This window comes from Cupriavidus sp. WKF15, from assembly GCF_029278605.1.
Classification (GTDB): Bacteria; Pseudomonadota; Gammaproteobacteria; order Burkholderiales; family Burkholderiaceae; genus Cupriavidus.
The window spans coordinates 2,494,729-2,515,879 of record NZ_CP119573.1 but is presented as its reverse complement, the minus strand read 5'-3'; the positions used below and the strand labels follow the sequence as shown (position 1 = coordinate 2,515,879).

The window sequence follows — 21,151 nt, the reverse complement described above, 5'->3', positions numbered from 1 at the left end:
CCACCCGCTCGACATCTCCGGCGGGGCGCATGACGGAGCAAGATTGACTAATCAGGGGAGACTATGAAGATCAAGGTAGAAGCCGCCGTGGCAGCCCCCATGGAGAAGGTGTGGCGAGCCTATACAACGCCGGCAGACATCATGCAATGGAATGCCGCTTCCGACGACTGGCATACCACTGCCGCCACGGTCGACCTGCGGGTTGGCGGCGCCTTCTCCTCGCGGATGGAAGCGAAGGATGGCAGCATGGGGTTCGATTTTGCGGGAACCTACACGAAGATCGTGGAACACCAGCTGATCGAGTATGCCTTTGGCGACCGGACCGCGCAGGTTGAATTCTCGGATGCGCCGCAGGGCGTTACGGTGCGCGTGAGTTTCGATGCCGAATCCCAGTATCCGGTCGAGCAACAGCAAAGCGGGTGGCAGAGCATCCTGAACAATTTCAAGAAGCATGTCGAAGCGCGCTAGCGGCAGACGCGAGCCGGCGAAGCGCAACAAGGACCAGGCTGACGTTGCAGCGCCAGCACCTGGTCCTGGGGACGCCGCGCATTAGCGGCATCGGCGACCGGCTCCCGGGTCAGGCCCGCCAGGTGCTGCCCGTCACCTCGCCGCTGCCCGGTTGCGACGGGCTGCCGGCATCGCGGCGCACGTGGATGTCGTTGTTGACTTCGCGGACGCCATAGGTGTCATCCACCAGTTCTTCGATGTAGTACTTCTGGCTGCGGCTGTTCACCGTGCCGGACAGCGTCACCACGCCGTCCTTGACATCGACACTGACATCGCTGACGTCGAGGCGCCGCGCGTAGCTCAGGCGCTCGCAGATATGGTCGCGGATGCGCTCGTCGGTGCGCTGGTAGCCACGCGGGCCAGTGGGACGCTCGTGCCGTTCGGAGGTGCCGAACCAGTCGCCCACGGCTTCGCCGATGCGGCGCCCAAGGTTGTACAGCGTGCCATGTTCATCGTCGTCGCGATTGTCGTCGCGACCGTTGTCGACCTCCCAGCCGCGCCGCTGCGCCGCTTCACGGCTATAGTGCCGGCCGTAGCGCCGGTCTTCCAGCCGCTCGTCGTCCGGATCGGTCCAGTAGCGGGTGTCGCTGCGCAGGTCGCTGAAGTAGGTGTCCCGGCCGCCCTCGCCGCGGTCCGATGCGCGCGCGCGTTCCGTGCTTCGGCGCCATTCACGCTCGGCGTATCTGTCGTCGCGCTGCCAGGCCTGCGGATCGCGCCGCCATTCCCTGGCGCGCTCCCAGCCGTAGCCACCGTTCATGCCAGCACGCAGGTCGCTGCCATAGCGGCCGCCCTCGTCCCCGCGATCGCCGCCGCGGTAAGACGCCTGGGTCTCGTAGCTTCCCTGGTCGCTGCTGCCGTAGCGGTCGCCATAGCGCCCGCGTGTCGGGTAGTCCGGGCGACGCGCCGCGCCATATTCGCGGTACCTGTCGTCGGTATCCTGGCGTCCATAGCGCTCGTCGGACCACCTGCGGTATGCCTCGGGCTCGCCGCCTCTCTGCCGCGCCGGTCCGCCATAACTGGTCTGCCCCGGCGTCATCCGCCGGCGCATGCGCTCGGATTGCCATGTTTCGCGTCCCGATTCGGGTTGCCAGTCGTCATCGTCCCACTGCCTGCCGCGTTCGCGCTCGTCATCGTAGTAGTTGCTCATGCTCGTGTCCTGAAAGATGGGGAATGCCCAACGCGCACGGCCGGCACGATCGCGCCCGCGTGCGCATGTGCACGTGTATCCAGGAAACGGCAAGATTCGTACCGTGTGGCAGTGTCGTCCCGTGGCGGGCGCTCGCGGCGTGTTATGCGAGCTTTTTGGGGACTTTTTGGGAGCTTTGTGGGGGCTTTGTGGCCCCCGAGGCATTGCAACGATTGCAGAGCATGTAAGGGATGCCGGGCACGCATGCGTCAAGCGCGGCGTGCGACCGTCACCGCTAGCGTCAGGACTTCGCGGTTTCCTTCATCGCCCGGGCCAGGCCAGGGTTCCCGCACATTTCAAGGCCGCGGATCGCCCCCTCGCGATCCGGTGCCTCGTGATGCTGGTTCAGCTTGCGCTTGCCTTCGAGCCGCGACAGGCGGACCTCGATGCCCACGATATGGCTCAGTTGCTCGGCTAGGTAGTCGGCGGGCGCGTCGCCCATCTTCCAGGGGTGCGGTTGAGTGGCTTCGTGCTGCCGGGTCAGGCGGGCCACGACGCCGCGGACATAGTCTTCGTCGTCCCGGATATGAAGCGTGCCGTGGGCGTGCACCACCTCGTAGTTCCAGGTCGGGACACGGCGGTGCGTCTGCTGCTTGCCGGGGTACCAGTTGGGCGTGATATAGCCTTGCGCCCCGGTGAAGATCACCAGCACCTGCGATCCTTCGGCAACCTCTTGCCAGACCGGATTGGCCCGGGCCACGTGCGCTTGCAGCACGCCACACGTGCCTTGGGCGGGGTCGAACAGGAACGGCAGATGATTGGCATCGAAGCCAGCCGCCGTATGGGTGACCAGCGTTGCCAGGGCGTGCTCGCGCATGATGCGATGCAGGGCTTCGGCGCGCGGCTCGGCAAATTGTTCGGGCAGGTACATGGGACTCCACTGTGAACGGGCGTCGTCACGGCGCGACGCTGAGCGCAAGTGTGCCGCGCATCCGGTTGGGTGGGAATAGCCAGTTTGATGACATCTGACCAGACCAGTTGATCCGGCCAGGTGACCAGGATGCCCATTGGAGCCATCTGTGTAAGGCAGTCAGGCCAGTCAGGCCATGGTGCTATCCTGCTGCGGTTGCATCACCTTGACCGAACAGCCAGCAGGAGGAAGGTATGACCATGACGCTCTACTACAACCCCCAGAGCCGCGCCTCGGTGGCGCGCTGGATGCTGGAGGAGGTCGGGGCAGACTACCAGTTGCAGCACATCGATTTCACCAAAGGGGAGAGCCGGTCGCCGGCTTTCCTGGCCATCAACCCGATGGGAAAGATCCCGACCCTGGTTCTCGATGACGGTACGGTCCTGACCGAGAACGGCGCGATCATCGCCTGGCTCGCGGATGCCTTTCCGCAGGCCGCGCTGATACCGCCGCCGGGCTCTTCCGCGCGCGGCACGGTGCTTCGCTGGCTGTTCTTCTGCGGCAGCTGCTTCGAGCCTGCACTCACCGATCGAATGATGCGGGCAGACGCACCGGTGTCGAGGCAGGCCGTCGGCTGGGGCGACTACGACGATGTGATCGACGCCATCGAGAAGGCCCTGACGCCCGGGCCGTTCGTGCTGGGTACGGCTTTCAGTGCCGCGGATGTTTACCTGGGGGCGTCGCTTGCCTGGGCGGGCAGGTTTGGGGCGCCGCGCATTGGTGATAGCCGGGTTATCCAGGACTATGTCGGGCGGGTGACCGCGCGGGAGGCATTTGTGCGGGCGGCGGGGGAGTGAGGGGGTGGCGGTTCCCTAAGCAAAACGGGCACCTCACGCTGCCCGTTTTCTTTTGCCCCATTCGCTCCTGGCTCCTGTTACCTCGCACTCACCACCAGCCGCTCTTCGGCTTACTGCTGGCGCAGCGCTTCAGTTGTCTGACCCTTGCCGTCCGGCGCCCAGCCCGGAGGCATCGTCAGGTAGCCGATCGCATTCAGCACGCTGCCCGATTTCATCATGTCCCTGCCCAGGCTGACCCAGTGTTCGAACTGGTTGACGAGCGGATTGCGCGTGGTGGTCGGGTGGACCAGGCCGAAGCGGCACGGTTCGTCTTCACGCTCTTCGACGTAGGTGCCGAACAGGCGGTCGAACACGATCAGCACGCCGCCGTAGTTGGCATCGAGGTAATCGATGTTCGAGGCATGGTGCACGCGATGCGCCGACGGGGTGTTGAACACGTATTCGAACCAGCCGAGCCTGGGGATCCAGGTGGTGTGCAGCCAGAACTGGTACAGCAGGTTCAGGCTCAGCGTGGCGAGCACGACCTCGGGTCGCACGCCCAGGAAGACCAGCGGCGCGAAGAACACGGCGTTACCGGTGATCTTGCCGGTCCAGCCCAGGCGGTAGGCGGTGCCCAGCGTCAGTTCATTGGGCGAGTGGTGCACGGCATGCGTGGCCCAGAAGAAGCGGATGCGGTGCGACGCCCGGTGGTACCAGTAGTAGCAGAACTCCTGGCCGATGAAGAGCAGCAGCACGGCCAGCGCGCTGTTGATCTCGACCGTGAAGAGGCGATGGTCCCAGGCAAACGCGAAGATCGGCGTGGCCAGCGACAGCGGCAGCAGGACCATCAGCTTGCGGCCGATCATGTCGACCAGCGACAGCCCCATTTCATGCCAGGGGTAGGTCTTGCCTTGCCGGCGGGCCTTGCGGGCCAGGAAGAAGGCCTCGACCAGAGAGACCGATACGACGAAGGCCGTGGCGAGGAGGGTGATCTTGTTGAGGTTGTGCATGATCGTCCTGTGTGGGGAGCGGGTGGCGCCTTGCCTTGCGGAGCCGGCATTGCTGCGTCGGTGAGGCTAATGTAGCGGGCGGCCGCGCCGGGCGCCACGCGGGAAATATGTCGCCATGTGTCATGGCCGCAGATCGGGCCGCACGCGGGAGGCGGGAATCCTCAACGGTCGACTTCGGCATCACGCAGGTCGTCAATGGCAACTGGGGCGTGCACGCCATCATCCGGAAGTCCTTGTTCACGGCTGCCTCGTGATGGCGAGCGCCGGATGGGCCTAACAATTGCTGGCGGGATGTTCCATACTTCATGCGTTGAACCGGGGCCAGGCGCCGAATAACAAGCGGAGGAACGTTGCCATGAAGCTGATTTCCATTGCAGTGCTGGCGTCCGTGCTGACGGGATGCGCCATGAACCAGGCATCGCCAGGCGGCGCGCAGGGGGCGCCCGCGGCAAGCTGCAAGGCGACTTCGGAGCAGGAGATCGCGGCGCTGTTCGACCGGTGGAACCAGTCGCTGCTGACGGGCGATCCGCGCAAGGTGGTGGCCAACTATGCCGACCGGTCGATTCTCCTGCCGACGGTTTCCAACAAGCCTCGCGTGACGGTCGCGGAGCGGGAAGACTATTTCCAGCACTTCCTGGAGGACCGGCCTTCGGGGAAGATCGATTTCCGCCAGATCGAGATCGGATGCAATTCCGCGGTGGATGCGGGGCTCTATACATTCACCTTCGCGCGCACGGGCGCGGTGGTGAAGGCCCGCTATACCTACACCTACCGCTGGGATGGATCGCGATGGCTGATCACGAGCCATCACTCGTCGGCGATGCCGGAAAAGTGACCGGAGCAGTGAGGGGGCGCCCCATCGGAATGCACCGCGGGCTCACTGCATGACTTGCTGCCTCGGGTACTCGTTGTGTTTCATGCTCATGTAGGCATCCCGATCCACTTCATGCAGCTGACGCGAATACTGCTCTGTCGCGTCGAACCACTTGGCCAGACGCTGATCCAGGCGCTTGTCGGAGGGGACGGACAGCGTGCCGAGGTAGGAATCGATAGCCAGGTAGTAACGCATCGTATTGCGCTCTGTCAGTCCCCGTACGCCGCCGATGTATTCGGCTTGTCCGGAAGACGGATCGCGCGCGGTGGTGAAGCCGACCTTGCCATGGCCCAGGGTCGCGAGATAGGTTTTCATCGCGATGCGACCGGTCGCGCCATAGCTGTATGAATAGGTCAGATGCAGAAAGGTGCGGGTAGCGGTAATGGACGTGGCCTCCAGCACGATGCGGTAGTCCCTGGTGCTCATCGGGCCGGTATCCGCATCGAGGTTGACCTGGAAATACTCCGGTCCCGTCGCCACTGCCCGGTAGTTGAATTGCACGCGGTAACTGGAGGAAAGTTTCTCTTCGACCTTTCTGCCCAGGTTCACGGTAAGCCGGGCGCTGTTTCCGCTGGCCGATGCATGGCAATACTTGACGTTCAGGTGCAGGATCAATACGTCGCACCAGTTGGCGGGACCCTGCACGGGATCGTTGAGCGTGCCGTTGACGCTGGCGAACGGATAGTCGACCACCGCATAAATATCCCCTGTGAGCGTGGAATCGGATTCCGTTGACTTCAGGTACAACTGACGCCGAAACGGATTGTGGCTCAACGGTTCCGCCAGGCTCGCGTACTTGTCGCGCAGGCGCGCCGCATTGCCGCTTTCCTCGGCAAACAGGTCGGGGCACACGCCGACCAATGCCATCATCGCGAGGATCAGGCCCGCCGCGATTCGTTTGCCGCTTATTGTCATCATGGCAAGTCCTCTCGTTGGTCCTGCATAGCAAGCCGCGGGCGGCTACAGCAGGTCCAGTTGCAGGTGCTGTCGCGCGACCCTTTCGCAGAGCATCGCAACCTCCTTGTCCACCGCATAGAGAAACAGCAATTCCTTCTCGGAGCAATGACGCGTTCTCCGCCAGATCTTCGACTTCACCCGATAGTTCTCGTCCACGTCATTCGGGGTGGTACCCGCTTCGCGTATGACTGCCCGAATATCCCTGGAGAGAATCCTCGCTCTCGACGCTGCATGTTGGCCGCCCAGCATATAGACGGCGGACTTGATCCTTTCAAGAAAACTCAATTCCAATCCTTGACGGTTGCAGATACACATCCACCGGAGTCCACGTTCGCAAAGCCGCTTGAAGTGCTCGCTCGCGCTCCGTCGAATATCGCTTAGAGTCAATATAGGGTCTTCGTCACCGGCCTTGTTTGCATTGCATGCAGATGACTTTGCATTTGCCGCCATGTGAAGATTGCTCGGCTCAGTGCGAGTAGGCCGAATCACCTGAGTAGCCAGTTCAAGGAAAAGCAAATGGACAGAAACAGCGCTGACACAGCCCGGCCAGTGAGGATTCCGGGCAAGGACCACCCGATTACCATCGAACGCAATCCGTCACGGGTGGTGGTTACTGTGGCCGGCAAGGTCGTCGCCGATACGCGCAATGCGTTGACGCTGCGCGAGGCCAGTTACCCGGCAGTCATCTACGTCCCGCGCGAAGATGCTGAAATGGGCATGCTCGAGCGCACCGAACACACAACGCACTGCCCATATAAGGGCGATTGCGCGTACTTCTCGATTCCGGCAGGTGGCGAGCGATCGGTCAACGCCGTCTGGACATACGAGAACCCGTACGAGGCCGTCGCACTGATCCGCAATCACCTCGCGTTCTATCCCGACCGCGTGGACACGATCGAAGAAATGCCGCCAGAAGGCCGCAGCCGATAACGGCGACTTGATCGGCTCTTGCGTGGCCGGAAAAGCACCCCGCGTGGACGACGTGGGCGAGTATCACCAGATCGTTTGGATGGAGGGCGATCTCTGTCCAAGAATGGTTTAAACAAATCCACGGATTGCAAGAGGAGGGCCAGATGGTCAACTCCACAAAGCCGCGCGCTATCGGCTTTAACCATGTAGCGCTGGAAGTCGGCGATATCGAGGCAGCGCTGGCATTCTATGGCCGCATCTTCGACTTTCAATTGCGCGGCAAGAGCGAGACGATGGCCTTCATCGATCTTGGCGACCAGTTCATCGCGCTGCAGGCAGGACGCAAACAGTCCCCCGATGACGGCCGGCATGTCGGCCTCGTTGTCGATGACAAGGAGGCAGCGCGTGCCGCTCTCAAGGCGGCAGGGGTCCAGTTGATCGGCGGTCCGTTTCTGGATTTCCGCGACCCCTGGGGCAATCGCATCGAGATCGTGGGCTATGACAATATCCAGTTCACCAAGGCTCCGAACGTTCTGCGCGGCATGGGTCTGATGCATCTGACCAAGAACGAGAACGCGAAAAAGGAACTGGCGGAAAAAGGGATGGCGGCGAGCTAGAGCCTCCCGCGTCGGTTTGTGAGTTCTAGGGTCGGCTAGGGTCGGCTTTCTGAACCGATCCGATCACATTCCACCGTCCCCCTTGCATTGCCTCGAATACTGTATAAATATACAGTTATCGTAAAAACGCCATCCGCCACGCCGGCGAGACTCAACATTCACATGACCGCACCCGCAGCCCCCGCCGCGGAGGCTCCCGCTTTCCCTGCGCCTGCCCAGCATCCCCCGCCAAGCCGGGAGGCGGCCGTGGCCGCGCTCGAGCATCGCTATCCCAGCCTGTGGCGTGCCGGCCAGCTTGGCCGCGCCGGCAGCCAGCCGGTGTGGCCGGCCGGCTATGCCGGACTGGCGGCGGAATTGCCCGGCGGCGGCTGGCCGGTGGGCGGGGTGACGGAGTTGCTGACCACGCAGGGCGGGGCGGGCGAACTGCGCCTGCTGCTGCCGGCGCTGCGGGCGCTGGCGGCGGCGGGGCGGCGCATCGGGCTGGTGGGGCCGCCTTACCTGCCCAATGCGATGGGGCTGGCCGCGGCGGGTTTGCCGGCGCGCCAGCTCTACTGGGTGCGGGCGGCCGCCGGTGCCGGCAAGCACGCGCAGCAGGCCGATGTGCTGTGGGCGGCCGAGCAGATGCTGCGCAGCCAGGCGTTCGGCGCGGTGCTGGTATGGCTGCCGGCCGCGCGGCCGGAAGCGGTGCGCCGCCTGCAAGTGCTGGCGCAGGCCGGCGACGCCGCGGTGTGGGCCATGCGGCCGGCCATGGCGCTGCGCGAGTCGTCGCCGGCGGTGCTGCGCTTGCTGCTGTCGCCGCTGCCGGGCAACGCGCTGTCCATCGTCTTCCACAAGCGGCGCGGGCCGGTGCGCGAGGCCCCGCTGCGACTGCGGCTGGATGGCCTGGAGGGCGCCCGCCGCGGCGGCCATGCCGCGCCTGTCCCGGCTGTTTCACCTGTTGTTGCGGGAGGTTCCGCCCATGTCGTACTGGATCGCGGTGCATCTGCCGCGCCTGTCGCTGGACGCGCTGCAGCCGAGCTGGCCTGAGCCGGCCATGCCGCCTTCCGCGGCGTCTTCCTCCACGCCCGTCTCCGCCCTTGGCACGCTGCACCATGCCGTGCCGGTGGTGGTGATGGAGCGCGAACGGGTGATGCTGGCCAACGCCCCGGCCATGGCGCTGGGCGTGGGTTTCGGCATGCGGCGCGGCGGCGTGCAGGCGCTGTCGGCCGAGGTCGTGCAACTGGAGCGCGACCCGGCCGCCGAAGCCGCGCTGCTGCACGCGGCGGCGCTGGCGCTGCTGCATTTCACGCCGCTGGTGACATTCGATGAAGACCCGGAAGCGGCCACGCTGATGCTCGACGTCACCGCCAGCCTGCGCCTGTTCGGCGGCCACCGCGCGCTGTGCCGGGCGGTGCGCGCATGCGTGCGGCAACTCGGCACGTTTGCGCAGGTGGGCAGCGGGGCCACGGCCCATGGCGCGGCGTGGCTCGCGCGCCAGCCCATGCGCCGTACCCGCCGCGGCATCGTGCGGCCGGCGCGGCGGGCGGTGCAGGCCGCGCGCATGGGCCGCCTGCTGGACCGCCTGCCGGTCGAGGTGCTGCGCCTGCTGGCCGATCCGGCCTGGCTCGACGGCATCGGCTGCCGCACGCTGGGCGAGGTGCGGCGCCTGCCGCGCGCCGGGCTCGCGCGCCGGCTGGGCCCGGCACTGCTGGCCCGGCTGGACCAGGCCTATGGCGAGGCCACGGCCAGCTTCACCTGGTTTGCCCCGCCGCCTGCGTTCGCGCAGCGCATGGACCTGCCGGGCCGCATCGAATCGGCCGAAGGCGTGCTGGCCGGTGCGCAGCGCCTGCTGCTGGCGCTGGCCGGCTGGCTGGCGGTGCAACAGGCCGGGGTCACGCGCTGCGTGCTGGTGCTCGAGCATGAGCGCTACCGGCTCGGCGTCGATACCGTGGGCACGCCCGTGACAGTGGGCCTGGCCCAGCCCAGCCGCGATCCGGCGCACCTGTCGCGCCTGCTGCGCGAGAAGCTGGACCAGCTGAATTTCCATGCCCCCGTGACCGGCCTGGCGCTGCGCGTGGAGGCCATGGCCGAATACCTGCCGCAGAGCGATGCGCTGTTCCCCGAGCCCGGCGGCACGCCGGCCGAGCTGGGCCGCGTGCTCGACACGCTGGTCGCGCGCCTGGGCCGCGACAACGTGCTGCAGCCGCAGCCACTGGCCGACCACCGGCCCGAGTGCGCCAACCGCTGGTGCCCGCTCGACGAGGCCGCCGGCAAGCCGGCGGGCGCGCCGCTGCCACCGCTGCCGGCCTTGCCCGAGCGCCCGCTGTGGCTGCTGCCGCAGCCGCAGCCGCTGCCGGTGCGCAACCACCGTCCGAACCACGGCGGGCCGCTGTCCATGCTGACCCGGCCGGAGCGGATCGAAGCCGGCTGGTGGGACGGCGCGCTGGCCACGCGCGATTACTTCATCGCCGAGCGCGCCGATGGCCTGCGCTGCTGGGTCTACCGCGAGCGCCCCGGCCATCCGGGGCGTGACGGGCAGGACGACGGCGGCGAATACCGCTGGTTCCTGCATGGGTTGTTCGCATGAGCGTGCCCGAGCTGTCCGCGTGGCTGCCCACGCTGCCCGACTACGTGGAGTTGCACTGCATCTCCAACTTCACCTTCCTGACCGGTGCGTCGCATCCGGTCGAACTGATCGAGCGTGCCTTCCAGCTCGGCTACTGCGGCATCGTGCTGACCGATGAATGCTCGGTGGCGGGCACCGCGCGCGCGCACGACGCCATCAAGACACTGCGCACGCGCCTGAAGGATGCCGTGGAACGCTGCGAGGCGGCCGCCGGCGACCCGCAGGACGACGGCGAACTCAATGCGCTGAAGGAGCACGCCGAAGCCGCCAATGCCTTCCAGCTGCTGATCGGCAGCCGCTTCAGCCTGACCGCGCCGGCAGGCGAGGGCGAACGGCCACCGCTGCGGCTGATCCTGATCGCGCAGCACCGCGACGGTTTCGGCAACCTGTGCGAGCTGATCACGCTGGGCCGCATGCGCGCGCAGAAGGGCAGCTACCGGCTGCATCCGGACGACCTGTCGGCACCCGAAGAAGGCCAGTTACACCTGCGCGGCATGCCGGGTTGCCTGGCACTGCTGCTGCCCGACTACTGCCCCGATCCCTCGCACTTGCTGGCGCAGGCGCAATGGTGCCGCGAGGTCTTTGGCGAACGCGCGTGGATCGCGCTGGAGCAGCTTCAGGGCCATGCCGATGCGCTGCACCGCAGCCGGATCGAGGCCGCTTCGGCACAGTCCGGCGTGCCGCTGGCGGCAGCGGGCGCGGTGACCATGCACGTGCGTTCGCGCAAGCCGCTGTCCGACGTGCTGACCGCGATCCGGCTGGGCAAGCCGCTGCCCGAATGCGGCATGGCGCTCGCGCCCAATGCCGAGCAGCACCTGCGCATGCGCCAGGTGCTGTCGCGCCTGTATCCGCGCGAGGCGCTGGCGCAGACGCTGAAGATTGCCGGGCTGTGCGATTTCTCGCTCGATACGCTGCGCTACGAATATCCCGAGGAACTGGTGCCCAAGGGCGAGACGCCGATCAGCTACCTGCGCAAGGAAGTGGAGGCCGGCAAGCGCGTGCGTTTTCCGCACGGGCTGAAGCCGGAATGGGAGAAGCAGCTCGAAGAGGAACTGACGCTGATCGAGGACATGCAATATGAGCACTTTTTCCTGACCGTACACGACATCGTGCGCGAGGCGCGCGCAAGGGGCATCCTGTGCCAGGGCCGCGGCTCGGCGGCCAATTCGCTGGTCTGCTACTGCCTGTACGTGACCGAGGTCAGCCCCGAGCAGGCCAACCTGCTGTTCGGCCGCTTCCTCTCGCGCGAGCGCGACGAGCCGCCCGATATCGACGTCGACTTCGAGCACCAGCGGCGCGAAGAGATCATCCAGTACATCTACGGCAAGTACGGCCGCGACCGCACCGCGCTGGCCGCGTCGCTGATCACCTACCGCTCGCGCAGCGCGCTGCGCGACGTGGGGCGCGCGCTGGGCATCGATGCCAGCGTGGTGGAGCAGGTGGTCAAGGGGCAGGCCTGGTGGGAAAGCGGGCAGGGCTTCCTGGACCGCATCGGCCGCTACGGGCTGGACCGCGAATCGCCGGCGGTGCAGCAGTGGGCCAGCCTGACCGAGCAGTTGCGCGGCTTCCCGCGCCACCTGTCGCAGCACGTGGGCGGCTTCGTGATGGCGCGCGGCAAGCTGTCGCGGCTGGTGCCGATCGAGAACGCGGCCATGGCCGACCGGAGCGTGATCCAGTGGGACAAGGACGATCTCGAATCGCTGGGCCTGCTCAAGGTGGACGTGCTCGCGCTGGGCATGCTGTCGGCGATCCGCCGCGCGCTCGCGCTGCTGCCGAATCCGGATGAGGATCTTGCCAGGGCCGGCGTGCCGGCGCGGATGGAAGACATCCCGAAGGAAGACAAGGAGACCTACGAGATGATCTGCCACGCCGATACCGTCGGCGTGTTCCAGATCGAATCGCGCGCGCAGCAGTCGATGCTGCCGCGCTTGCAGCCGCGCAACTATTACGACCTGGTGGTGGAGGTGGCCATCGTGCGGCCGGGCCCGATCCAGGGCGGCATGGTCCATCCGTACCTGAAGCGGCGCGAGGCCGTGCGCCGCACGAAGAAGCCACCGGCCTACTATGACGCCGTGATCGAAAAGGTGCTGGGCCGCACGCTGGGCATACCGATCTTCCAGGAACAGGTGATGCAGCTGGCCATCGACGGGGCCGGTTTCACGCCGGGGCAGGCCGACCAGCTGCGCCGCTCGATGGCGGCCTGGCGCCGCCGCGGCGACCTGAGCCGGCATCAGGAGGCGTTGATCGAGGGCCTGACCGGGCACGGGTATCCGATGTCCTTCGCGCAGGCCATCTGCAAGCAGATCGAGGGTTTCGGCGAATACGGGTTTCCGGAAAGCCATGCGGCCAGCTTTGCCAAGCTCGTCTATATCAGCGCCTGGCTCAAGTGCCACCACCCGTCGGCATTCCTGTGCGCGCTGCTGAACAGCCAGCCGATGGGCTTCTACTCGCCGTCGCAGCTCGTGCAGGATGCGAAGCGCCATGGCGTGGCGGCATTGCCGGTCGACGTGACGGTCAGCCACTGGGACAGCACGCTGGAGCCCGCGCCCGGCCAGACCGGCGCGGGCAAGCCGCCGGTGCGTCTGGGCATGAACCGCGTCAAGGGCATGCGCGAAGAGGCCGCGCTGCGCATCGAGGCCGCGCGTGCGCAACGTCCGTTCGACAGCGTGGAAGACCTGGCCTTGCGCGCCGCCCTGGACCGGCACGATATCGATGTGCTGGCTGCCTCCGACGCGCTGGCGGCACTCGCCGGCAACCGGCGCCAGGCCCGCTGGCAGGCCAGCGCCGCGGCGCTGCAGGTCGCGCACCGGGACCTGCTTCATGAAGCGCCGCTGACCGAACGCCAGTTGTCGCTGCCGGCGCCCCGTCTCGGGGAGGAGGTGGCTGCCGACTACGCCACCACGGGGCTGTCGCTCAAGTCCCACCCGCTTGCGCTGCTGCGCGCGAAGCTCGATGCCATGGACTACGCCACGGCGGAGCAGCTTTCCCACTGCCGCAATGGCCGCCGCGTGCGCGCCTGCGGCATCGTCACCGTGCGGCAGCGGCCCGCCACGGCCAGCGGCACCATCTTTGCCACCATCGAGGATGAAACCGGCACCGTCAACCTGATCTACTGGCCCGACCTGATCGAGCGGCAGCGCAAGGAAGTGCTCGGCGCGACGCTGCTGGGCGTGGTCGGCACATGGCAGCGGCAGGGCGAGGTGCGCCACCTGGTGGCGCAGGAGCTGATCGACCTGAGCCCGCTGCTGGGCCGCCTGATGGTGGAGAGCCGCGATTTTCACTGAGCCGCCGGAACCGTTGATGTCGGGTTTCCCCGGGGGTGTCCCGACGCATCAAGCGGCGGTCCCGAAAGGTCAAATGGCCAGCCGCATCTTCGCCAATACTCAGGGGTGGCGACGAGGAAGCAGATACTGTTGTGAAAACCTCCGGAGGAAAGACCATTGACTGCCATGAAAGCCATTTACCTCGATCCACCTGGAGGGCTTGACCGCCTGGTCCTTGGAACCGCCACAGCGCAACCGCCTGGCCCTGGCGAAATCACGGTGCGTATTCACGCAAGCTCGCTGAACTATCACGACTTTGGCGTCGTCAGCCGCGGAGTCGGGGCCGTGCGGCGCATTCCGATGTCAGATGGCGCCGGGATCATCACGGAAGTGGGCACAGGCGTGAAGGAATTTTCAGTCGGCGACCGCGTGGTCAGCACGTTCTTCCCGACATGGCTCGATGGTGAACCTGCCCTGTCCGACTTTGCCACCGTTCCCGGTGATGGCATCGACGGCTTTGCACGAGACCTCGTGACCTTGCCCGCAACGGCTTTCACGCATGCGCCGGACGGCTATAGCCATGCCGAGGCGGCGACGCTGACGACTGCGGGACTGACTGCCTGGCGGGCACTGTTCGTTGACGGCGCTCTGAAGCCCGGAGAAACCGTGCTGGTCCTGGGGACGGGTGGCGTGTCGATATTCGCGCTCCAGTTCGCCAAGGCGGCAGGCGCTTGTGTGATTGCGACTTCGGGCTCGGAGGACAAGCTTGCGCGCCTGCGCAGTCTTGGTGCGGACCATGTGATCAACTACCGTGACGACCCCAAGTGGGGCGAGACGGTACGGGCGCTGACCGGCGGCGCCGGCGTGGATCACGTTATTGAAGTGGGTGGTGCGGCGACGCTGGAACAGTCGGTCGCTGCGGTACGTACCGGCGGGCACGTGGCCATCATCGGCGTCTTGTCGGGTGCGGATTCGCCGTTCAACGTCAGGATGATCCTGCGCAAGCAGTTGCGGATCACGGGGCTGCTTGTTGGCAGCCGGCGCCATCAGCTTGACATGGTGCGGGCGCTGAATGCCACGGGCATCCGGCCTGTCATCGACCGTCAGTTTCCGCTGCATGAGATCGCCGATGCGTTTCGCTATCAGGCGGGACAGCGGCATTTCGGGAAGATCGTGCTGGATATCTGAGCGTGGCGTGGGATGCGTCAGGGAGGGTTTGGGTGGGGGTTGGGGTTGTCGTGCTTGGCGGGCGCCGCTGTTTCGCCGGCTACGCCGGCGAAACAGCGGCGCCCGCCAAGAACCCCCATCCTTATCCCTCCCCCACACTCCGGCGAAGAACCTGTTTTGCCGGCCTGGTACTGCGCCACTGCGTCGGCGTCATGTCGAACTGCGCCGCGAACCAGCGCACGAACGAGCCATACGTCGAATAGCCAAGCGATTCGGCGATGCGTCCGAGCGAGTAGCTTCTGTTGTCCATATAGTGGATGACGAGATCGCGCCGCACGCCATTGACCATGTCCGAGAAGACCTTCCCGGCGCCTTCCAGCTGGCGCTGCAGGGTACGCACGTTCATTCCCAGGCCCTGGGCAACCTGCTCGATCGTCGCGCGCCCTGCCGGCAGCATCAGATAGATCGCCTTGCGCACCTCGAGCACGATCGACGGCTCGTTGGCGCCCGGCAGACCCGCAAGCAGGCGTTGCGCATGGCGCGCCATGACGGGGTCGGCAATAGGGTTGGGCAAGTCCAGGTCGGCAGCGCGGCAGATCAAGCCATTGAACGCGCTTGAGAACTCCAGCTTCCCCCCGAAGATGCGGCGGTGCAGCCGCAGGTCGTCGGGCGCGTCATGGGTGAAATGGACGCCGAGGGGTTGCCAGGACGTGCCGATCAACGTGCTGCACAGGCGTGAAAGCGTGCCCAGTGCGAGCTCGACCGACTGCACGGTCGGCCCGGCTTCATCCGCGACGACGTCCTCGCGCACGATGACCTTCCTGCCACTCTCCTCGATGCGGATGACCAGGAACTCGTTCATCAGGTGCCGGTACTGAATCATGGTGCCAAGCGCGTCGCGCAGCGTCTTCTGATGCGTGAGCAAAACGCTGACGACGCCAAGGTCGGACAGCTGCCACAGCTCGGCCATGCGCAGCCCGAACGTCGGGCATTGCGTGAGCCGCGCTGACGCTTCCAGCAGGGTCACGGCAGCACTTCCGGAAATCCAGTGTTCGGGATCCGCAAGCTTCTCGCTGCTCAACCCGAGCTTGCGCAGCAGCGGTTTCGGTTCCAGGCCGAGTTGCTGCGCAATCTTGAAATAGTGGGTCAGCACGCCAGTGCGAATCAATGTGCCCATTGCTTCTCCTGCATCCGGTTTAACCCGGATTCGTTCGCTCCGGGCAAACCCGAATACCCGACATTCTGTCATGAAATGAGACATGAATGTCGTGAAATGAGAGGTGGCGGCCGACTGGGGATTACTAGACTAGTCCCCGTAAATCGACGACAGACGGAACCCCATGGCAGCCCCTCAGAACAAGGTCATAGTCACTTGCGCCGTAACGGGCGGTATTCACACGCCGACGATGTCCCCCTACCTGCCGATCACGGCAGAAGAGATCGCCAGCGAGGCAATCGGCGCGGCCCAGGCTGGCGCCTCGATCGTCCACCTGCACGCGCGCAAGCCCGAGAATGGCCAGCCGTCGCAGGATCCCGCACTGTTCCGGGAATTCCTGCCGGAGATCGCCGCGCGCACCGACGTCATCATCAACCTCACGACTGGCGGCGCCCCCAACATGCTCGTCGAGGAACGACTGCAACCGGCGCTGCAACTCAAGCCTGAAGTCGCGTCGCTGAACATGGGGTCGATGAACTTCGGCTTGTATCCGATGCTCGGCAGGCACAAGGCGTTCAAGTACGACTGGGAACGTCCTTATCTCGAGGGCTCGGAGGACCGCGTCTTCCGCAATACGTTCAAGGAAATTCGCTACATCCTGGAATCGTGCGCCGACAACGGGACTCGCTTCGAGATCGAATGCTACGACACCAGCCATCTCTACACGGCGGCGCATTTCATTGATCGCGGCATCCTCAAGCCGCCGTTCTTCATCCAGTCCGTGTTCGGCCTGCTCGGCGGCATCGGCACGCATCCCGATGACGTCATGCATATGCGCCGCACCGCCGAACGGCTGTTCGGCAAGGACTACTACTGGTCCGTGCTCGGAGCGGGCCGCAGCCAGATGCCGATCGCTTCCATGGCGGCCGCGATGGGCGGCAATGTCCGCGTGGGCCTGGAGGATTCGCTCTGGGAGGGTCGGGGCCAACTTTCGACCAGTAACGCCGACCAGGTCAGGCGCATCGTCGGGATCCTGAAATCCCTGAATCTGGAGGTGGCCACGCCGGACGAGACGCGCGACATGCTCCAGCTGAAGGGCAGGCATGCGGTCGCATTCTGAGTCGTCCCGCGGCGCCCGGCTTTCAACTCGATCAATACCCGACCCGGCCTCCGCAACCTGCTGCGACGCCGGTCAATAAATCCCTTATCAAGGAGACAGACATGCAATTCCTGGATGATTCGCTGCACCCGGAGAACATGGACAAGGTGGTCATCACCGTGGCCCCGTACGGCCCCGAGTGGATGCCGGAGGATTTCCCGGAGGACATCCCGGTGACCATGGAAGAGCAGATCCAGAAGGCGGTGGATTGCTATGAAGCCGGCGCCAGCGTGCTGCACCTGCATGTGCGCGAGCCGGATGGCAAGGGCTCCAAGCGCCTGTCCATGTTCAACGAGCTGATCGCCGGCGTGCGCAAGGCGGTGCCGGACATGATCATCCAGGTCGGCGGCTCGATCTCGTTCGCGCCGGAAGACGAAGGCCAGGCCGCGAAGTGGCTCGATGATGACACGCGCCACGCGCTGGCGGATCTCGACCCCAAGCCGGACCAGGTGACGGTAGCACTCAACACCATCCAGATGAACATCATGGAGTTGATCTACCCGGAATTCTACGAGAGCACGCACATGGCCAACCCGGCCGTCTACGACGCCTACCGGGAAATGATTGTTCCGGCCGGCCCGGCCTGGGCGGAAGAGCACCTGCGCCGCCTGCAGGAAGCCGGCATCCAGCCGCACTTCCAGCTGGTCGGCATGCATGCGCTCGAGACGCTGGACCGCATGGTGCGCAGGGGGCTCTACAAGGGCCCGCTCAACCTGACCTGCATCGGCATCGGCGGCGGCCACCATGGGCCGCATCCGTACAACCTGTTCGACTTCATCCAGCGTGCGCCGGATGGCTGCACCATTACCTCCGAATCGCTGTTCAAGAACGTGCTGCCGTGGAACACGATGGCGCTGGCCATGGGCATGCACGTGCGCTGCGGCATCGAGGACACCCTCATCGACCAGCATGGCAATCGCTTCACCTCGGTGCAGCAGATCCAGCAGACCGTGCGTATCGCCAAGGAACTGGGACGCGAGATCGCCAATGGCAAGGAAGCGCGGGAAATCTACCGCATTGGCACCTGGTATGACGATATCGATGAAACCCTGGCCGCCAACGGCATGACCCCGAACCGCAAGCCGGGTGTCAAGAACGTGCCGCTGCGCAACGCAGCCTGAGCCGGCTACGGCGCAGACAGGAAATCGATCCGGTTGCTGTGCGCACATCAGCCTGATTGCGGTGACCGGATCGCTTCGTTTTGACTTGATTCAAAAGGGATTGTCATGACTCGTACCGTCGTTCTCGTTACGGGAGCCACGTCTGGAATCGGCCGCGCCACTGCGCTTGCATTTGGCCGTCAGGGGGCGCAGCTGGTTTGCTCCGGCCGCAATGCCGCTGCAGGCGCTGCACTGGTGTCTCAACTCCGGGAGCTCGGGGCCGAGGCCGAGTTCGTGCCCGCTGATGTAGGCAATGAAGAGCAGGTCCGCAAACTCATCGAGCATACCGTCACGCGTTTTGGGCGGCTCGATGTCGCGGTGAACAGTGCAGGGACTGAAGGCACGCCAGGATCGATCGTCGACCAGACTGTTGAATCCTATGCGACAACTTTCGACGCCAATGTCCTTGGGACGTTCCTGAGCATGAAGCACGAATTGCGCGTCATGCTGGAACAGAAGGAAGGCGTTGTGATCAACCTCTCGTCCACCATGGGAAGCCGCGGCAATGCAAAGAATCCCATGTACGTGGCCAGCAAGCACGCGATCGAGGGCTTGACCAAGGCTGCGGCACTCGATGTGGCCAGATCGAATGTGCGAGTGAATGCGGTGGCGCCCGGCCCGATCGAGACCGGAATGCTGGACCGCATTGCGGGAGGCGCCGAGAACGTTGCGGCAGTGGCCGCGGGTATCCCCGCGGGTCGCATTGGGACCCCCGAGGAGGTTGCCGACGCCATCGTGTTTCTGGCGTCCACCGGGTCCAGGTACATAACGGGCCAGATTCTCGCAGTCAATGGCGGCAAGACAGCGATGTAGCCGCCGACGCGCTGGGCCTGCAAGTCGCGCTCAGACGCAATGAACAAAGTTTTCAGGAGACAAGTCATGGCAAAGGCAATCCGGTTTCACGAGACGGGCAGCGCTGATGTCCTCAAGCTCGAGACCGTGGAGGTCGGCGATCCCGGCCCCGGCCAGGCGCGTGTGAGGCATAGCTACATCGCCGTCAACTTCATCGATATCTATTTCCGCACCGGCCACTATCCGCTGGACCTCCCCAACGGCCTGGGCTCCGACGCCGTGGGTGTGGTCGAGGCCGTGGGCCCCGGCGTGACGGACATCCGCGTGGGCGACCGCGTGGGCTACCTGCTCGGCCCGCAGGGTGCCTACTCGGACGTGCGGGTCATGCCCGCCGAGTGGCTGATCCCGCTGCCGGACGGGGTCTCTGACCGCGTCGCCTCCACGCTCATCATGAAGGGCATGACGGCGCAGTACCTGTTCCGCCAGGTCTATCCGCTCAAGGGCGGCGAGACCATCCTCTATCACGCCGCGGCCGGCGGCGTGGGTCTGATCGCCTGCCAATGGGCCCGCGCGCTCGGCGTGAACATGATCGGCACGGTCAGCACCGACGAGAAGGCGGAACTTGCCAGGGCCAACGGCTGTTCGCACGTGATCGTCACCTCGCGCGAGAACATCGTCGACCGCGTGATGGAAATCACCGACGGCAAGAAGGTCCCGGTGGTGTTCGATTCGGTCGGCAAGTCGACGCTGGACGCGTCGCTCTCCTGCCTGCAGGTGCGCGGCACGCTGGTCAGCAACGGCACGACTTCCGGTCCCGTCGAGATCGACAGCCGCACCCTTGCGGCGAAAGGCTCGCTCTGGGTCACGCGTCCGGCCATGGTGCACTACGCCACGCCGCGCTCGCACATGCTCGCCATGGCCAACGAGGTGTTCGACATGGTGATGGCCGGAAAGATCGCCAGCGAACCGAAGCAGCAGTTCGCGCTGGAGGATGCCGCGCAGGCCCATCGCGCCCTGGAGAACAGGCAGACGAGCGGCGCAACGGTACTGGTGCCGTAAGGCGAGACTGCTTTCAACAAGGCAAGTGCACATTGCCGGAAGTTCCAAAACGGAGACTAGAGATGTCGAATCGACCTGCCTTCCTGCGCGTACGCCGCGTCGTCGCCGCGACGATCCTGGCGCTTGCCATGCCTGCCGCCATGGCGTGGACCAACAAACCGGTTCGGGTGCTGGTGCCTGCGCCTGCCGGCGGCACGATGGATGTGATGGCCCGCATGCTGTCAGAACAACTCACGGCAGACCTGGGACAACCGGTGATCGTCGACAACAAGCCGGGAGCCGGCGGCGCCATCGCGGTCGGCGCCATGTTGGCGGCACCGCCCGATGGGCAGACCATCCTGGTGTCGGCGACCAATGTGTTTGCGGAGATCCCGCACGTGATGAAGCTGCCCTACGATCCGATGAAGGACGTGAAGCCGGTTGCCGCCGCGGCCAAGTCGACGCTGCTGCTCGTCAGCTCGCCGAGCCTGCCGGCGAAGGACCTGCCGGGGCTGATCAGCTACGTCAAGGCGCACCCGGGCAACCTGAGCTTTGCCACCTACGGCCCGGGCACGGCCTCGCAGTACGCCGGCATGATCATGAACCAGAAGGCGGGGATGGATCTGCAGAACATCCCGTTCCCGGGATCGCCGCCGGCCCTGACGCAGGTGATGGGCGGGCAGATCGCCGTGATGTATGACGGCATGGTGACCTCGCTGCCGTACCTCAAGGCGGGCAAGCTGAAGGCCTATGCCGTGGCCGCGAAGCAGCGCCTGCCGATACTCCCGCAGGTGCCGACCTTCGCCGAACTCGGTTATCCGGACATTGACTTCAGCAACTGGACCGGCGTGTTCGTGTCGTCCAAGGTGCCGGCAGAGCTGACCGAGAAAATCCAGGCCGCGGTCTACAAGGCGGCCACCAGGGCCAGCGTGCAGGAACGGATTGCCGCGCTCGGGTTCGAGCCGCTGCAGCCGCAGAGCCTTGGCCAGCTCAGCCAGGATCTGCGCGCCGATTTCGAGCGCAACGCCCGCATCGTGAAGGCCTTCCATATCCAGCCGGAATAAC

The 21,151-nt window shown here is 65.4% G+C and carries 20 protein-coding genes; 14 read left to right on the top strand and 6 right to left on the bottom strand.

Annotated features, from left to right (window positions below; all coding sequences use genetic code 11):
* The first annotated feature begins 99 nt into the window (after window positions 1-99).
* The gene (locus CupriaWKF_RS28915) at window positions 100-468 is read left to right on the top strand and encodes an SRPBCC family protein (RefSeq protein WP_276101844.1); all 369 of its coding nucleotides are present in this window, start codon (window positions 100-102) and stop codon (window positions 466-468) included.
* 109 nt (window positions 469-577) lie between these two features.
* Here CupriaWKF_RS28915 and CupriaWKF_RS28910 read toward each other — a convergent pair whose 3' ends face one another.
* Together CupriaWKF_RS28910 and CupriaWKF_RS28905 are read right to left on the bottom strand one after the other, a co-directional pair.
* Window positions 578-1,654 (bottom strand): BON domain-containing protein, encoded by a 1,077-nt coding sequence (locus CupriaWKF_RS28910; protein WP_276101843.1) that lies wholly within the window; start codon window positions 1,652-1,654, stop codon window positions 578-580.
* 280 nt (window positions 1,655-1,934) lie between these two features.
* Window positions 1,935-2,564, bottom strand: a complete 630-nt coding sequence (locus tag CupriaWKF_RS28905) for an FMN-binding negative transcriptional regulator (RefSeq protein WP_276101842.1) — start codon at window positions 2,562-2,564, stop codon at window positions 1,935-1,937.
* Between the two features lie 233 nt (window positions 2,565-2,797).
* Between CupriaWKF_RS28905 and CupriaWKF_RS28900 the strand changes: the two genes are divergently transcribed.
* Entirely contained in the window at window positions 2,798-3,400 is a 603-nt protein-coding gene (locus tag CupriaWKF_RS28900) for a glutathione S-transferase family protein (protein ID WP_276101841.1), read from the top strand.
* Between the two features lie 110 nt (window positions 3,401-3,510).
* On the opposite strand, the gene CupriaWKF_RS28895 is transcribed toward CupriaWKF_RS28900, so the two are convergent.
* Window positions 3,511-4,389, bottom strand: coding sequence for a sterol desaturase family protein (locus CupriaWKF_RS28895; RefSeq protein ID WP_276101840.1), 879 nt, complete (start codon window positions 4,387-4,389; stop codon window positions 3,511-3,513).
* 355 nt (window positions 4,390-4,744) lie between these two features.
* On the opposite strand from CupriaWKF_RS28895, the gene CupriaWKF_RS28890 reads away from it, so the two are divergent.
* Window positions 4,745-5,224 (top strand): SgcJ/EcaC family oxidoreductase, encoded by a 480-nt coding sequence (locus CupriaWKF_RS28890; RefSeq protein ID WP_276101839.1) that lies wholly within the window; start codon window positions 4,745-4,747, stop codon window positions 5,222-5,224.
* Between the two features lie 42 nt (window positions 5,225-5,266).
* Here CupriaWKF_RS28890 and CupriaWKF_RS28885 read toward each other — a convergent pair whose 3' ends face one another.
* Together CupriaWKF_RS28885 and CupriaWKF_RS28880 are read right to left on the bottom strand one after the other, a co-directional pair.
* Window positions 5,267-6,133: a hypothetical protein gene (locus CupriaWKF_RS28885; RefSeq protein ID WP_276103270.1), complete on the bottom strand. Its 867-nt coding sequence runs from the start codon at window positions 6,131-6,133 to the stop codon at window positions 5,267-5,269.
* Window positions 6,134-6,223: 90 nt separating this feature from the next.
* Window positions 6,224-6,505, bottom strand: a complete 282-nt coding sequence (locus CupriaWKF_RS28880; RefSeq protein WP_276101838.1) for a hypothetical protein — start codon at window positions 6,503-6,505, stop codon at window positions 6,224-6,226.
* 231 nt (window positions 6,506-6,736) lie between these two features.
* Here CupriaWKF_RS28880 and CupriaWKF_RS28875 point away from each other — a divergent pair, with 231 nt between their 5' ends.
* The 6 genes from CupriaWKF_RS28875 (at window position 6,737) to CupriaWKF_RS28850 (ending at window position 14,802) form a co-directional block, all read left to right on the top strand.
* Window positions 6,737-7,150 carry a DUF427 domain-containing protein gene (locus CupriaWKF_RS28875; RefSeq protein ID WP_276101837.1) on the top strand — a complete coding sequence of 138 codons (414 nt, stop codon included), beginning with the start codon at window positions 6,737-6,739 and terminating at the stop codon, window positions 7,148-7,150.
* A gap of 143 nt (window positions 7,151-7,293) precedes the next feature.
* On the top strand, window positions 7,294-7,746 hold the full coding sequence (locus CupriaWKF_RS28870; protein WP_276101836.1) for a VOC family protein: 453 nt from the start codon (window positions 7,294-7,296) through the stop codon (window positions 7,744-7,746).
* Between the two features lie 162 nt (window positions 7,747-7,908).
* Window positions 7,909-8,772: a translesion DNA synthesis-associated protein ImuA gene (gene imuA / locus CupriaWKF_RS28865; RefSeq protein WP_276101835.1), complete on the top strand. Its 864-nt coding sequence runs from the start codon at window positions 7,909-7,911 to the stop codon at window positions 8,770-8,772.
* Complete coding sequence (locus CupriaWKF_RS28860) at window positions 8,705-10,312, top strand: DNA polymerase Y family protein (protein ID WP_276101834.1); 1,608 nt, start codon at window positions 8,705-8,707, stop codon at window positions 10,310-10,312. The genes imuA and CupriaWKF_RS28860 overlap by 68 nt, the downstream gene beginning before the upstream one ends.
* Window positions 10,309-13,635: an error-prone DNA polymerase gene (locus tag CupriaWKF_RS28855; RefSeq protein WP_276101833.1), complete on the top strand. Its 3,327-nt coding sequence runs from the start codon at window positions 10,309-10,311 to the stop codon at window positions 13,633-13,635. Before CupriaWKF_RS28860 ends, CupriaWKF_RS28855 begins: the two co-directional genes overlap by 4 nt.
* A 165-nt stretch (window positions 13,636-13,800) precedes the next feature.
* Window positions 13,801-14,802 (top strand): NAD(P)-dependent alcohol dehydrogenase, encoded by a 1,002-nt coding sequence (locus CupriaWKF_RS28850; RefSeq protein ID WP_276101832.1) that lies wholly within the window; start codon window positions 13,801-13,803, stop codon window positions 14,800-14,802.
* Between the two features lie 121 nt (window positions 14,803-14,923).
* Here the strand turns inward: CupriaWKF_RS28850 and CupriaWKF_RS28845 are convergent, their stop codons facing one another.
* The gene (locus CupriaWKF_RS28845; protein WP_276103268.1) at window positions 14,924-15,958 is read right to left on the bottom strand and encodes an AraC family transcriptional regulator; all 1,035 of its coding nucleotides are present in this window, start codon (window positions 15,956-15,958) and stop codon (window positions 14,924-14,926) included.
* Between the two features lie 163 nt (window positions 15,959-16,121).
* On the opposite strand from CupriaWKF_RS28845, the gene CupriaWKF_RS28840 reads away from it, so the two are divergent.
* The 5 genes from CupriaWKF_RS28840 to CupriaWKF_RS28820 all read left to right on the top strand — a co-directional run bounded on the left by CupriaWKF_RS28840 (window position 16,122) and on the right by CupriaWKF_RS28820 (window position 21,150).
* Window positions 16,122-17,057 carry a 3-keto-5-aminohexanoate cleavage protein gene (locus CupriaWKF_RS28840; RefSeq protein ID WP_276101831.1) on the top strand — a complete coding sequence of 312 codons (936 nt, stop codon included), beginning with the start codon at window positions 16,122-16,124 and terminating at the stop codon, window positions 17,055-17,057.
* Between the two features lie 101 nt (window positions 17,058-17,158).
* Window positions 17,159-18,217 carry a 3-keto-5-aminohexanoate cleavage protein gene (locus tag CupriaWKF_RS28835; RefSeq protein WP_276101830.1) on the top strand — a complete coding sequence of 353 codons (1,059 nt, stop codon included), beginning with the start codon at window positions 17,159-17,161 and terminating at the stop codon, window positions 18,215-18,217.
* A gap of 105 nt (window positions 18,218-18,322) precedes the next feature.
* Window positions 18,323-19,069, top strand: coding sequence for an SDR family oxidoreductase (locus tag CupriaWKF_RS28830; RefSeq protein ID WP_276101829.1), 747 nt, complete (start codon window positions 18,323-18,325; stop codon window positions 19,067-19,069).
* A 66-nt stretch (window positions 19,070-19,135) separates the two neighbouring features.
* Entirely contained in the window at window positions 19,136-20,107 is a 972-nt protein-coding gene (locus CupriaWKF_RS28825) for a quinone oxidoreductase (protein ID WP_276101828.1), read from the top strand.
* A gap of 62 nt (window positions 20,108-20,169) precedes the next feature.
* Window positions 20,170-21,150 (top strand): tripartite tricarboxylate transporter substrate binding protein, encoded by a 981-nt coding sequence (locus CupriaWKF_RS28820; protein ID WP_276101827.1) that lies wholly within the window; start codon window positions 20,170-20,172, stop codon window positions 21,148-21,150.
* The last annotated feature ends 1 nt before the right edge of the window (window position 21,151 follow it).

Coding starts and splice junctions, on each gene's coding strand:
- CupriaWKF_RS28835 (WP_276101830.1), top strand. CDS start 17,159: ATGCAATTCCTGGATGATTCGCTGCACCCGGAGAACATGGACAAGGTG.
- CupriaWKF_RS28870 (WP_276101836.1), top strand. CDS start 7,294: ATGGTCAACTCCACAAAGCCGCGCGCTATCGGCTTTAACCATGTAGCG.
- CupriaWKF_RS28850 (WP_276101832.1), top strand. CDS start 13,801: ATGAAAGCCATTTACCTCGATCCACCTGGAGGGCTTGACCGCCTGGTC.
- CupriaWKF_RS28905 (WP_276101842.1), bottom strand. CDS start 2,564: ATGTACCTGCCCGAACAATTTGCCGAGCCGCGCGCCGAAGCCCTGCAT.
- CupriaWKF_RS28895 (WP_276101840.1), bottom strand. CDS start 4,389: ATGCACAACCTCAACAAGATCACCCTCCTCGCCACGGCCTTCGTCGTA.
- CupriaWKF_RS28825 (WP_276101828.1), top strand. CDS start 19,136: ATGGCAAAGGCAATCCGGTTTCACGAGACGGGCAGCGCTGATGTCCTC.
- CupriaWKF_RS28890 (WP_276101839.1), top strand. CDS start 4,745: ATGAAGCTGATTTCCATTGCAGTGCTGGCGTCCGTGCTGACGGGATGC.
- CupriaWKF_RS28860 (WP_276101834.1), top strand. CDS start 8,705: ATGTCGTACTGGATCGCGGTGCATCTGCCGCGCCTGTCGCTGGACGCG.
- CupriaWKF_RS28830 (WP_276101829.1), top strand. CDS start 18,323: ATGACTCGTACCGTCGTTCTCGTTACGGGAGCCACGTCTGGAATCGGC.
- CupriaWKF_RS28875 (WP_276101837.1), top strand. CDS start 6,737: ATGGACAGAAACAGCGCTGACACAGCCCGGCCAGTGAGGATTCCGGGC.
- CupriaWKF_RS28900 (WP_276101841.1), top strand. CDS start 2,798: ATGACCATGACGCTCTACTACAACCCCCAGAGCCGCGCCTCGGTGGCG.
- CupriaWKF_RS28885 (WP_276103270.1), bottom strand. CDS start 6,133: ATGATGGCATTGGTCGGCGTGTGCCCCGACCTGTTTGCCGAGGAAAGC.
- CupriaWKF_RS28845 (WP_276103268.1), bottom strand. CDS start 15,958: ATGGGCACATTGATTCGCACTGGCGTGCTGACCCACTATTTCAAGATT.
- CupriaWKF_RS28915 (WP_276101844.1), top strand. CDS start 100: ATGGAGAAGGTGTGGCGAGCCTATACAACGCCGGCAGACATCATGCAA.
- CupriaWKF_RS28855 (WP_276101833.1), top strand. CDS start 10,309: ATGAGCGTGCCCGAGCTGTCCGCGTGGCTGCCCACGCTGCCCGACTAC.
- CupriaWKF_RS28840 (WP_276101831.1), top strand. CDS start 16,122: ATGGCAGCCCCTCAGAACAAGGTCATAGTCACTTGCGCCGTAACGGGC.
- CupriaWKF_RS28820 (WP_276101827.1), top strand. CDS start 20,170: ATGTCGAATCGACCTGCCTTCCTGCGCGTACGCCGCGTCGTCGCCGCG.
- CupriaWKF_RS28910 (WP_276101843.1), bottom strand. CDS start 1,654: ATGAGCAACTACTACGATGACGAGCGCGAACGCGGCAGGCAGTGGGAC.
- imuA (WP_276101835.1), top strand. CDS start 7,909: ATGACCGCACCCGCAGCCCCCGCCGCGGAGGCTCCCGCTTTCCCTGCG.